The organism is Gemmatimonadota bacterium (assembly GCA_030747075.1).
GTDB lineage: Bacteria > ARS69 > ARS69 > ARS69 > ARS69 > ARS69.
Genome location: JASLLL010000006.1, coordinates 99,724 through 111,773, shown reverse-complemented (window position 1 = coordinate 111,773; position 12,050 = coordinate 99,724). Strand labels below are relative to the sequence as shown.

11 protein-coding genes are annotated in these 12,050 nt (G+C 66.3%); 2 read left to right on the top strand and 9 right to left on the bottom strand.

Going from position 1 to position 12,050, the window contains the following annotated elements; genetic code table 11:
* Positions 1-154 precede the first annotated feature (154 nt).
* The 7 genes from QF819_03680 to QF819_03650 all read right to left on the bottom strand — a co-directional run bounded on the left by QF819_03680 (position 155) and on the right by QF819_03650 (position 7,625).
* On the bottom strand, positions 155-1,900 hold the full coding sequence (locus tag QF819_03680; GenBank protein MDP6802262.1) for a right-handed parallel beta-helix repeat-containing protein: 1,746 nt from the start codon (positions 1,898-1,900) through the stop codon (positions 155-157).
* A 66-nt stretch (positions 1,901-1,966) separates the two neighbouring features.
* Positions 1,967-2,629 (bottom strand): metal-dependent hydrolase, encoded by a 663-nt coding sequence (locus tag QF819_03675; protein MDP6802261.1) that lies wholly within the window; start codon positions 2,627-2,629, stop codon positions 1,967-1,969.
* Positions 2,630-2,672: 43 nt separating this feature from the next.
* Positions 2,673-3,425: a hypothetical protein gene (locus QF819_03670; GenBank protein MDP6802260.1), complete on the bottom strand. Its 753-nt coding sequence runs from the start codon at positions 3,423-3,425 to the stop codon at positions 2,673-2,675.
* 85 nt (positions 3,426-3,510) lie between these two features.
* On the bottom strand, positions 3,511-5,376 hold the full coding sequence (locus tag QF819_03665; protein MDP6802259.1) for an OmpA family protein: 1,866 nt from the start codon (positions 5,374-5,376) through the stop codon (positions 3,511-3,513).
* 38 nt (positions 5,377-5,414) lie between these two features.
* A complete protein-coding gene (gene thiD / locus QF819_03660; GenBank protein MDP6802258.1) occupies positions 5,415-6,188 on the bottom strand; it encodes a bifunctional hydroxymethylpyrimidine kinase/phosphomethylpyrimidine kinase in 774 nt (257 codons plus the stop codon).
* A 15-nt stretch (positions 6,189-6,203) separates the two neighbouring features.
* Positions 6,204-7,298: a DUF362 domain-containing protein gene (locus tag QF819_03655; protein MDP6802257.1), complete on the bottom strand. Its 1,095-nt coding sequence runs from the start codon at positions 7,296-7,298 to the stop codon at positions 6,204-6,206.
* Positions 7,299-7,379: 81 nt separating this feature from the next.
* Positions 7,380-7,625, bottom strand: a complete 246-nt coding sequence (locus QF819_03650; GenBank protein ID MDP6802256.1) for a sulfurtransferase TusA family protein — start codon at positions 7,623-7,625, stop codon at positions 7,380-7,382.
* 182 nt (positions 7,626-7,807) lie between these two features.
* Here QF819_03650 and QF819_03645 point away from each other — a divergent pair, with 182 nt between their 5' ends.
* A complete protein-coding gene (locus QF819_03645) occupies positions 7,808-9,754 on the top strand; it encodes an ATP-binding protein (GenBank protein ID MDP6802255.1) in 1,947 nt (648 codons plus the stop codon).
* A gap of 8 nt (positions 9,755-9,762) precedes the next feature.
* On the opposite strand, the gene QF819_03640 is transcribed toward QF819_03645, so the two are convergent.
* On the bottom strand, positions 9,763-10,551 hold the full coding sequence (locus QF819_03640) for a hypothetical protein (GenBank protein ID MDP6802254.1): 789 nt from the start codon (positions 10,549-10,551) through the stop codon (positions 9,763-9,765).
* A 134-nt stretch (positions 10,552-10,685) separates the two neighbouring features.
* Here QF819_03640 and rlmN point away from each other — a divergent pair, with 134 nt between their 5' ends.
* Positions 10,686-11,804 carry a 23S rRNA (adenine(2503)-C(2))-methyltransferase RlmN gene (gene rlmN, locus QF819_03635; GenBank protein ID MDP6802253.1) on the top strand — a complete coding sequence of 373 codons (1,119 nt, stop codon included), beginning with the start codon at positions 10,686-10,688 and terminating at the stop codon, positions 11,802-11,804.
* Here the strand turns inward: rlmN and QF819_03630 are convergent.
* Positions 11,801-11,977 carry a hypothetical protein gene (locus QF819_03630; GenBank protein MDP6802252.1) on the bottom strand — a complete coding sequence of 59 codons (177 nt, stop codon included), beginning with the start codon at positions 11,975-11,977 and terminating at the stop codon, positions 11,801-11,803. The two genes, rlmN and QF819_03630, sit on opposite strands and share 4 nt — an antisense overlap.
* Between the last annotated feature and the right edge of the window lie 73 nt (positions 11,978-12,050).

Sequence of the window (12,050 nt, the reverse complement as noted above, 5' to 3'; positions counted from 1 at the left end):
GAGGGTTTGTCAGGCGGCGTCGGGCAAGGAGTCGGGGCGGGGTCGACCGGAGGCGGGGCCATGGCCCCGTCGAGGATCGATCCCGTTCCAGCGACGCAGCCAGACGCCGCCTGGCGAAGCCGCAGCAGAACCCACCTCCGGGCACCGGCTCCATTTATCGGTAGTACGCCTTCACGCGACCCCAGCTTGTGCTCTCCAGCGAGGACGAACGCGGGGCCGGGCACCCGATCTCCTCGGATCCCATGCGCCCGCCACCCGACGCCGCGCCAACGCAGGGCGAGCCGGCGGAGAGACGATAATCGCCGGATGCGGAATCGCAGAAGAGCGGATCGGCTGCGATGTTCCCGGAGGTGCCGGTCGGGTTCTGACAGGTTCCTCCCACGACCGGACGGTTGTTCTCTGCAGGATCGTGGAACAGGTTCGAATAGGACGCGTCGAGACTGCCGGACGAACAGGTGATTCCTTCGCCGCGGAGCGAACAGCAGACAATGCTGTCCGTGAGAACGAGGTCCGCCCCCGTGCCGATGTACACTCCGGCCCCTGAGATCCTGCCCGCGCTTCCCGCAATCGTACACTGGCTGAGCGCCGCATCCGCCGTAAAGGCCAGCGACAGAGCCCCGCCGAACGCTGCCGTATTCCCCGTGAAAAGACACCGGTGAGCGGTCACTGTTCCGCTCACTTCCAGGTAGATCCCTCCGCCATGGAGACGCGCCGTGTTCCCCGTGAAGTCACACTCCTCGAAGGCAACCTCTCCACCGGTCTGGTACCACGCCCCCCCGCGATCGGTGCACTCTTCGTCCTCAAACGAGCACGACTCCACGACCCCGTCGCAACCGACGGACCAGACCGCCCCCCCGCGGCTGGGGATGCTGGGGACGATCCCGCTCATGTGGTTCGCACGGAACAGGCAGTCTTCAAAGTCGATGGGGGTCTCCTGAACACGAATCGCCCCGCCGGTAGATCTTGCGCGGTTCTCCTCGAAGGAACAGCCTCGCAGCGTCAGAGAAGATGCGGACTCCACGCTCATCGCTCCGCCATGCCACGACTCGCTGGAATCGAACCGGCAGTCCGTAAACTCAACCGCTCCACCCGTAACCCGAATGCAGCTCCCCAGGAAACTCCGACCGCCGACAAACTCGCAATCGGAGGCGGTCAGCGATGTCCCTTCCAGGAGAAGCAGTCCCGCTTCCGTGTCCGCCGAGTCCCGGGCCACCGTGGTTCCGCTGAGCGTCAGGCTTGCTACCGATGTCGCCAGAATCCCCGCGCCCGCCAGCGCGCTGTGATTGCCGACAATGGAACAGTCCGACAGCGTGGCCGACGCCAACCCGGTCAGCGACATGCCCGCGCCGCCACCGACCGCATATGCGTCCCGGACCGTCGTGCGCTCCATCATGAGCGTCCCACCGGACACACGAAGCCCGCCGCCGGGGGTCGTGAAGTCCGTATTTCGCTGGTCTTCGGTCACGCAGTCCCGAACGGTCAGGTCCGCGTCCGTCGACTCGATGCCGGTCTCGCCTCCGAGGATCCGGAAGCCGTCCAGCACGACCGAGCAGGGTCCCGTCACGCGCACCAGCGGCCGGGTGCTGCCGATGGTTTCATCCCGCACGACAGAGATGTACAGAGAGGGATCCCGCACCGCGAAGTCCGCGCGCCACCCGCCCTGAATGGTGAGGTCGAAGTCGATTTCCAGCGTGGAGCCGCCCGTGAAATAGGTGGACCCCCCGTTCCCGGCCAGCAGGATGGAATCCCCGGGGGCCGCCGCGTTGACGGCATTGTTGATCACCGCGAAGTCGTCCGGAACTCGCCATGTCGTGGCGTCAGCCACCGATGCCGCCGCCAGAGCCACCAGAGCCATCACCGGAATGACCCGGCTTCGCAATCCCGTCCGTCTGAGATCCACGCCCCTCGCCCCTTCCTCTTCGTCACCGGCCCGGCGGGATGCGTTCGCACCCTCCCCGAATCGGACTCAGTCCAGGCTCATCGACTGCCCGGGTTCCAGCGCATGAACCTGCGCCAGGTCTTCCACCCGCCTCACGAAATCCGACGCATCCGGAAGAATGATCGGGAATGTCGCGTAGTGCGTCGGGACGACATGCGTCGGGCGCAGGAACTTCACGGCCATGGCCGCATGGGCTGGCCCCATCGTGAAGCGATCCCCTACCGGCAACGCGGCGAAGTCCAGATCCCACAGGTCGCCAAACAGCTTCATATCGCCGAAAAGCGCAGTGTCCCCGGCAAAGTACAGTGCCTTCCCATCCACCTCCAGAACGAATCCGGCGGCATGCCCCTGCCCCGCGCCGTGCTGGGCGTTCACCATGTTGATGACGAGGCCGTCGAGCGTGATCGCGCCACCGATGGACATGGGTTCCGCGACAATGCCCTCTTCCTGCGCACGCGCAGCCGTCTCGTAGATGGCCACCAGCGTGGCCCCCGTCTGCTTGCAGATGTCGAAGGAGTCGCCGAGATGATCCTCGTGGTCGTGCGTCACCAGCACGAGGTCCACTCCGGGGAAATCCTCCGGACCCGCCACGGCGACGGGGTTCCCTGTCAGGAATGGATCAATCAGAATGGACCGCCCCGACGAAGTCTCCACAAGAAACGCCGAGTGACCGAGGAAACGGAGTTTCATCCTCTTCTGTCCTCCCCTGCTTCCAGGCACTCACGGTAGCAGATCAGAATGGAATCCTCAAACCCGCTGACACCATGGGTCCCGAGTAGTCGTAGGTGTTCGACAGCCCCAACGATTCCGGCGACCGGCTCCAGAGGCCGAAGAGGACCTCCTCCACGGTGAGGCTGCCGAAGAGATACCGCGCCTCCACATAGGGACAGAGTCTGCGCCCCATGCGGAAGTCCATTCCGGCACAGGCCGCCCACCCGAGATCAAATCGGGTCCACTTCCCGAGCTGGAATCTCGCGATGGCATTCTCCTCCGGAACCTCCGGAAGCTCGACCACAAAATCCCGGCTGAGCGAGAGGAATACCGGCCCCACCCCGGCATAGGGCCGAACCGGTCCCCGGCTCCGGGGGGCCGCCTCGAGCATGAACCGAACAAGAAGTCCGTCGAGGCGCGGGAGCGCGCTCACCGGCAGCGCCGGGTGCCCCTGTCCACCAGCGCGAAAGTAGGCACCCTCCGCTTCCACGCACACCCACTCCCATACGCGCAGCCGAGTGCGTATGCCCACCGGGAAGGCCAGGGACGCGTGCGCGTCGAACTGGGGATCGCGGGGGTCATACCCGCCGATCGAGAATCCGTAGTCATTCCCGCCAAACGGATTCAGCTCGGGAAGTCGGGATCCGTAGGCACTTGCGGAGTCGGGGAGAATGAGCGCGGCCCCGAGAAGCAGAGCCACCATGCGAAGCCGGACACCACCTGCCGAGGCTTCAAGAGCGCGCGAGTAAGGACACCGGCTGGAGAGGTCGATCATGAACCACCGATCCGGTTGAGAAGGTCCCGTGAGGCCGCGAACTCACACTATGAGACCATCTTCCGGGAAGGGCAACGACGGGTTGTTATCTCTCCGCGGACCTCCCTCCCCGGACACGAAACTCAATCCGACGGTTCCGTGCACGGTTCTCCGGCGACGAGTTGTCTTCCACGGGTTCAATCTCCCCCACGCCCAGCGCCGAGAGGCGATCCGGATCGACGCCGAAGTTCACCACCAGAGCCTTCATCACCGCGTCAGCGCGACGCTGCGACAGCGCGAGATTCCGATTGGCCGGTCCGATGTCGTCGGTGTGCCCCTCGATGTGGACATGGACTCCGTCGTTCTCCAACAGCATGCGGGCGACCGACTCCAGCGACGCCACGGTGCCGGGGAGAATCGTCGCAGTGCCGGACTCAAAGCGAATCCCCTCCGGCGCGACTCTCCAGACCGGCGCTCCGGCTGGCAGGCCTTCGGTGAGCGACACCTCCCGCTCCGTGTGCTGCGCGGGTTGCGTGCGCTGCATGAAGAGATCCTCCGCCGATGACTCTCCCGCCACCACGCGAGTACTCCCGTGGGCGTCGTCATAACCTTCGGCGCGCGCCATGAGGTTCACATCGCCTTCGCGAACCCGCTCGATGGCGTAGGTCCCGCTCTCAGGATCCGCTTCGGCCCAGCTCCCGGCACCGGCCACCTCGACACGCGCCGGAAGCGGTTCGCCTGTCTCCGAGTCCAGCACGCGGCCGGTGACGCGACCAAAGACCATCCTCGGGACGATCGTACAGGAGACTTCCGTCTCCCCGCCCGCGGGAGCCTCGACCACCCGCGTCCGGGGAACGAACCCGTCGCGCTCCATCTCCAGAACCGTGTACCCCTCGCGGATGTCCAGCCGGAACCTCCCGTCCTCGTCCGACCAGGTCGGCGGCGTGTCCCGGTTGCGCGCGACAATCCGCACCCCCGGCACCGGATCCCCCGTCTCCCCGTGGCGCACAGAGCCCAGGAGCACTCCGGACAGCGGGGCCAGGTGGCTCCCGAAGGCGAAGCTCGTGACCGCCTGCCAGTCCGGGCCGGAACCTTCCTCCGAGAGACGGACATCCACTCCCGCCGTCCAGGCGAAGAGCCCGACCGCCTGTGTCCATCGAACCGCCGGGGTGATCCTCATGGAATGGACGGGGAGTGCTTCGGATTCGTTCACATCGTATTCGCCCGTGCATTCGGCGAGGAAGTCGAAGCCCCCCGGGCCGGGGATCTCCATGCCCACCCCGTATAGAAAGCGATCGCCGTGGGGCACCAGTCGGGAGGGCGTGTCACCCGGATTGATGGCCGGCTGCGCGGTTTCATCGAACCCGCCGGTACCGCTTCGATAGCCGGCGTTCATGTGGACGCGCGCCCCGGCTCCGCGGCTTCCCCGGGGCGGCGCGAGGGTCAGCGCCAGCCGCCCTGTCAGGTCCACGCCGGACCGATCCCACTCGCCAAGGAGCGCGCGCCCATTGCCGGAAGCGGTCCCCACCGACACCCCCGCGCCCAGGCTCCAGGCACCGGATCGCGAAGAGAGAAGGCGATGCTTCAAGTGAGCCTCATACGCTCCCACGCCGAGCGCGCTGGCTTCGTCGTCCGAGTCCCGGGCAACCACCTGCTGGCTTTCCACGGAAGCACGGAATCCCAGCTCCAGCGACGGCGACACCGCGTACCCCAGCCCGAGGAGACCCGCCCCGAGCCGCGCCCGTTCGGATCGCCCCCGGGGGGAGGCGACCGATGAGTACCACTCCTGCGTGTACAGCCCGGTGAAGGTGGCGGTTGCTGTGCCGGGAATGGCGGAATCCGCGGCGTGAATGCGGAACATCCCGCGCACTCCGTCCATCGAGGGAACCGGCGAGGCGGCAGACGCAACCGCTACCCACAGGCTCAGGAACGCAACGACCGGCACGGAGAAGTGCGTGCGGGTGCCTCTCATGCTTCATCCTCCTGGAAGGCGCGGGAAATCGCGGACTCTCAGTGGATGAATCGGCTCTTGTGGGGCTCTTCGTGAGGGTTTCCGGAGGATTTCAACGCCTGGCGGGCGCGCTCGACCGCCGCCGGAAGCTCCAGCCCGTGGGCGATCCCCGCCGCAATCCCGGACGCAAGAAAGCACCCGGACCCCCGGCGGGTCGGGCCCGGGCGCCGGGGGGAGGAGAAGCGCACCGTCTCCGCTTCGGGCCGGATCAGGAGATCGACGCACGGCCCGGACGGAAGGTGCCCTCCTTTGACAAGAACCGCCCGGCAGCCGAGATCGAGCATGGCCCGGCCGGCGCGTTCCATCCCCGCCTCGTCGCCGATGGGAAGCCCCGTCAGCGCCGTGGCCTCCGGCACATTGGGGGTCACGATCGTCGCGACGGGAAGGAGCCGCGTTCGCAACTCAGCCAGCCCCCCGGTGTCCAGGAGCGCGTGCCCGGATGTCGATTCCAGCACGGGGTCCACCACCAGGGGCACAGACTCCCCCCTCACGAAGGCGTCCGCCACTTCGGCCACAATCCCGCGATCCAGAAGCATTCCGGTCTTGGCGGCACGAACGGGAAGCGACTTCAGGCACGCGTCGATCTGCGCACGCACCACTTCGGGCGGAACCGGATGCACGGCAACCACGCCTTCGGCTCCCTGGGCGGTGACGGCGGTGACAGCGATGGCTCCCCGGACGCGCCCGCACCGGAACGCATGAAGATCCTCCACGAGACCCGCCGCGCCGCTGGAGTCGGAACCCCCGATAGCCAGCGCACAAAGATCTGCCATGGCGGAACCCCCCGGTCAGTAGGTCCGGAAGAGCTTGCCCCACTTCGTCCCGAGTCCCCACTCCACGCGTTTCTTTCCGACGAAGGGGTACCAGTACAGATCGTGGTAGATGCGGGACGCCGCATAGGACCATGGGACAATGGGCGAACGAAGCAGGACATTCTCCAGCGGCTTCAGCGGTCCGTGGTAGATCAGCTTCTGCCCCTTCGACGCGAAAGTCTCTTCCTGAACGAATCCCCAGTCTTCCAGCGAAATGTCGTGGCCGACGATCTCAATGTCCTTCGGGTCTCCCACCCCGAGACCACGCTCGTGCGCCAGACGAATGAACCGGAGGGACATGGGGTCGAAGCCCTGCATGCGTGCGGATACCGCATCGATCGCCACCTGATCGGCCGATGCCAGAATCACATCCTTCTCGACCGGCACCATCGCGCGCGGACCGGCGCCATTGCCCGCGAAGGTCCCGTCCATCACCGCGAAGATGCCCGCGTGGATTTCCTGCTGGATGGCCAGCAGATCCACGACCGTCTCGTGAATCACCGAGTGCGTCCAATGCCGCTTCTCACTGAGCAGCCCGCCGAACGCGTTTTTCATCGCGCCGGTAATGGTGGTGAACACATGCGTCTTCACCGTGGGGAAATGCACGATGTTCTTGCCGTGGAACAGCTTCGGAATACGAATCCCTTCCGGGAAGATGTCGTTCAAGACGAGCATCTCCGCGCGCGGTTCGTACACTTCCCATTCGCAGTACGGCTCGTAGAGGTGGACATTCTTCACGCCGTGCCGGTCCACGACCGCCTTGTGCCCGTTGTTGCGTTCTCCGACATATGCGTCCACCACCACGGTCTTGTTGTGGGCGGCGGTGAGTTGGTCGTATCCGGCCTCTCGCAGCGCGAGAATGGCGCCCTCCAGCTGCCAGGGCGCCGTCGAGCAGGCGGGGAACCAGGTGGCCCAGGAGATGTTGATCTTGAGCAGCGTCTCCACGCTCGGCACCAGGGCATCGCGGAACCCGGCCATCTCCATGAGGCGCGCATAGTCCTCGAGAACGGTGTCCGGATGCGTCTTCAGGACCGCGACTTTCCCCCGCCCGGGGAAGGAATGGCTCGTCATGGGGTTCTCCGCAAGAAGGGTGCGTCGTTGGCCGCGCCTGCTGTCCGATCGACTGGGCGCCCGGCGGAGGAGACTACCACCTCACCCGGACTTTCGCACCCGGATCCGAACGGTTCGCCCTTCGCGACTCACGCTCTCCACGGTGTACCCGCGCCCCCGGCACCAGAGCCGGACATCGTCCTCCGCGGCCGGGTCGTCGGCGAGCAGGTCCATCCCCTCCCCCGCGGGCAGATCGTCGAACCGTTCCGCCAGCCGAATCACGGGAAGCGGGCACAGAAGCCCCCGAGCATCGACCACCTCCCCGGACGACGCCGAATCCCCGCTCACAGCCCCTCCAGCACGCGAAAGAGATCCCGATCAAGAGCGACCCGGATTTCGCCGAAACCCAACGGTAAGGACGGAACTATAGGGGTCTCCTGTCTTCCCCTCCAAGGGATTCCCGACCGGCGCCGGGCGCGTGTGCCCTTCGTCCGGGTCTGGCCGTTCACAGTCCCCAAGGGGGTTCGCTCTTGAGTTCACAGAAGTTCACCGCAACGGACTTCCCGCGACTCAGCTCCAAGGCCGCGCTCACGGCGGCCGCCGGGGTGCTGATCGCGGCGTTCCTGCTTTCCGGAGCGTTCTTCCACCATCTCGAAGGCATCAACCTCGACGACCTGATGCGGCGAACCGACTCGTCGAGCGACCTCCTGGCGCGGCTTTCCGTGCGCGGCGTACAGGAGGGCGACCCCTCTTCGCTCTCCGGGCCGTTCTCGGCCATCTTCCGCGAACCGACTGTACTTCACGCATCCGTGGTCGGCGTGGAGGGGGAGATCGCCCGGCGGACAGCTCCGCTCACGGACGGCATGGAAGCGCTTCTCGCCACTCACCCGGCCGGTGCGGAGGTGGTTCGCTCGCCCGCGTCCCGAACACTCCGTTCGATCGGGAGGATCCGGGTGCTGGACGCGGTGACGCCGGTCGTTTCATCTCCGGGAAACCCGGAGACGATCGGCGCCGTGCGGATCATCACTTCGCTGGCGCGCTTCGACGCCCGACGGGACGAACTCCGAAGGCGCGTCATCCCCGTCGCGCTGGGACTGGCGCTGGCGGCAGCCGCGGCCACGGCCCTGCTCGTGGGGAGAATCGTCGCGCCGATTCGCGGCCTTGCGCGCGCTGCCGAGAGAATCGCGCACGGCGACTACTCCGCAACTCCCGTCTCCGCATCCCGCGACGAGATCGGCACGCTCACCGCTTCCTTCTCGAGAATGGCCGCGGGGTTGCGTCAGGCCCGCGAGAATCAGGCGCGCTGGAATCGTGACCTGGAGCAGCGCGTCGCCGAGAAGACGCGGGAGATCGTGGAGACGAAGAACCACCTGTCCACCATCCTGGAGAGCGTCGACGAGAGCATCCTCGTGGCGGATCTGGATGGGACGATCATCTCGGCGAACACACACACGCGGGAGATCTTCGGCGAGAATCCGGACTTGATCTCCGGGCGGGACATCGGGGACTTCACCCGGGACCCGGACCGCAACGCGGCGTCGATCGCACGGATGCTCCGCGACGGGCCGGAATCGTACGAGACGGAGGAGCGAACTCCGGCGGGCGAACGGCGGGACCTCCTCGTGACTCACGCGTTCCTGCACGACGCGGGGGGAGAGGCGGCAGGACTCATCCAGGTGACGCGGGATATCACGAAGCTCAAGGCCATGGAGCAACGGTTGGTGCGGTCCCAGCGCTTGTCCGCCATGGGGGAAATGGCGGGTGAGATCGGGCACGAACTGAACAACTACCTTTCCGCCATCGGGGGGCGGGCGGAGCTGATCCCGATGGCGCTTTCCCGCGGCCGACAGGAAGCCGTCGTCGAGAACGCACGCACCATTGCCCGGCAGATTTCCAGGATGCGGGTCCTGACCGACGGGCTGCTCGACTCCGCGCGGCGGGGAAGCCATCCGGTCAATACCGATCTGAACGGAATCGTGGAACGGACCATCTCGTTCCTCGGTCCGTGCGGCCGCCAGGACGGAATCCGATTCGAACCAGCGCTCCACCCGTCCCCCCTCACGATTCACGCCGACGACCAGCAGATCCAGCAGGTGTTCCTCAATCTCCTGGGCAACGGCGCGGACGCCACAAGAGCGGCGGGCCGGACCGACGAAGCGGTCGTCGTGGAGACTTTCGAGCGCGACGGCTTCGCCTGGGCGACGGTGATCGACCGCGGCATCGGGATGACGGACTCGGTGCGCGAGAGGATCTTCGATCCGCACTTTACGACGAAGGCCGACGGGCACGGGTTCGGCCTCGCGGTCTGCCATCGGGTGGTGGAAGGGCACGGCGGTCAGATCGATGTGGAGAGCGAACCGGGAAACGGCGCGCGCTTCACCGTGCGTTTGCCGCTGGCCGGGTGTGAGGCGACGCCCGTGCGGGAGAACCCCGACCTCGTGGAAGGCACCCCCCGCCGGGCGACGCATCCCGGTTGAGCGTGGGGTTACTCCGCCTTCTCAATCCTCGGCTTTCCCCGGAAGGGCGCCAGGTCGCGCACCTCCCGTTCCGTCCCGAGGCCACGCATGGCGATCCATCCGATCCGGTCCGGCAGGAGGCACTCAGCCCAACCCTGGTGAAACCGGATCACCTCCACCGCCCCGCCGAAGCGAAGCACCTGGAGGACCGCGGCCCCCGGCTCCGGGCTGGCCACGATGGCCGCCTGGTCATGAACCACGAAGAAGGTCTCGGTATGCAGCGTCAGCTTGAGATCCCGCCGCTGGTTCCGTGAGGAGGTGAAGGTCTCCTGATGGCGCCACCCCGCGTCGGACTCCGCGAGAAAAGTGACCGGCCCCCGCGGAACGAGGCGATAGTCCATCCGGGGCGTGGAAGCCTCGTAGTCCCTGTCGGCATCGATGCAGGGGACGCTGACCTGGTACATCCCGGTGGAATCCACCGTATCGATCGCGGAGTAGACGAAGCAGGTGTCGAAGTCCATCGCCCAGAACCGGGCCCCGGGACGGCGCGTCTCCACGCAGATCTCGCTGCGGACCTCGATCCGGATTCTCTCGGGGAGGAGGAGACCGGTGCTGGTCGCCACCTTGCCGGAGACCCGCAGGGAGGCCAGCTGGGCCTGAAGGCGAGCGTAGGGGTCCGAAGAGTCCACCGGGGCCGGGCGAAGGGTGGCCCCGGTGGACGGCGGCGCGGACGAGGGGCCGCAAGCCCCCTGCAGGAGGGCCAGGCACGCCGAAATCACCCCGGACGCCACCCAAGTACCCGTCTTCCAGCGCCCCATGGTTCCACCTCCGGGAAGCATCCGCCCACCCGGGGAATCGGCTTGAGCCCCCCCCCGGGATCCGATACGCTCCGCGCCCGTTCCCGGTTCCAGAATAAGTGTCTCCGCACCTCTTGCGCAACGGATTCAATCCTGTGATTTCCGAGCCCGCTCTCAGCCCCCGACCCGACCTCCGTTCGCTGTCCCTGGCGGAGTTGCAGGCGGCCGTCTCCGGTCTCGGACTCCCGGAGTACCGATTTCGCCAGATCGCCCGGTGGCTCTTCGACCGGACCGCCACCTCCTTCGACGAGATGACCGATCTTTCGCTGGACCTGAGAGCGAAACTCGACCGCCGGTTTCGTCTGGATGAGCTGACGACGGCCGCCCACCGGGTGTCGAAGGTCGATGGCTCCGAGAAGTTCCTCTTCCGGCTGGAGGACGGTGCTTCGGTGGAATCCGTGCTCATGACGGCAGCGCGCCGAATCACGCTCTGCGTGTCCACGCAGGTCGGCTGCACACTCGACTGCGTGTTCTGCCAGACGGCGGGGATGGGTTTTGAGCGGAACCTGAATCAGCACGAGATCCTGGGTCAGATACTGCCGCTGTGGCGAAGAGTCCGGGACCGGAAGATCCGGACGAACATTGTCTTCATGGGCATGGGAGAGCCGCTCCACAATGTCGACGCGCTGCTGCGGGCACTGCGCATTCTTCAGTCACCGCTCGGGCTCAACTTCGGCCCGAGGCGGCTGACGATCTCCACCGCGGGGGTTCTGCCCGGGATCAGGAAACTGGCTGCGTCCGGGGTCGGGGTCGGGCTGGCCATCTCGCTGAACGCGACCACCGAGGAGGTCCGCGCCCGGATCATGCCCCGTGCGGCGCGGACACCCATTCCGGATCTCATGAAAGCGGCAGCCGCCTACGCCCGGGACACGAAACGCCGGGTGACGGTGGAGTATGTTCTCATTCGCGGCATCAACGACTCGGATGCGGATGCGAAGCGGCTCATGGCGCTGGTCCGGAACGGCCCCTTCAAGGTGAACCTCATCCCCTACAATCCGGGAGCCTCTCCGGAACTGAAGCGTCCGGATCGGGCTCGGGTGGATGAGTTCGCAACCATCCTTCTTCCGGGATCCCCGGCAGTCACGGTTCGCTGGAGCATGGGGCCGGATATCTCGGCCGCCTGTGGACAGCTGTGCGGGGAGAATGCACAAAAGACGGGGGGCGCGGACTTGCCACACCCCCCGAAAGACACTCCCAGGCCTCGGTCAGACTAGATATCGGACCCCTTGACGGTCTTCCGACCGTTCGCCTTCGTCCGCTCCACGGCCTTCATGACGACTCGGGTCACTTCCGAGGAGAGCTTGTCGACGGCGTCCTGGCTCGTGGAACAGCCCTGCTCCTTGATGAGCTCACGAATCTTCGACTGGACAACAAGAGTGTCTGCCATGTGGATTTCTCCTGATTGCCCCTGTGATTCGGGGCTCTTCCGGGATCAAAGATGGCCTGAATGGCCCTTTCGG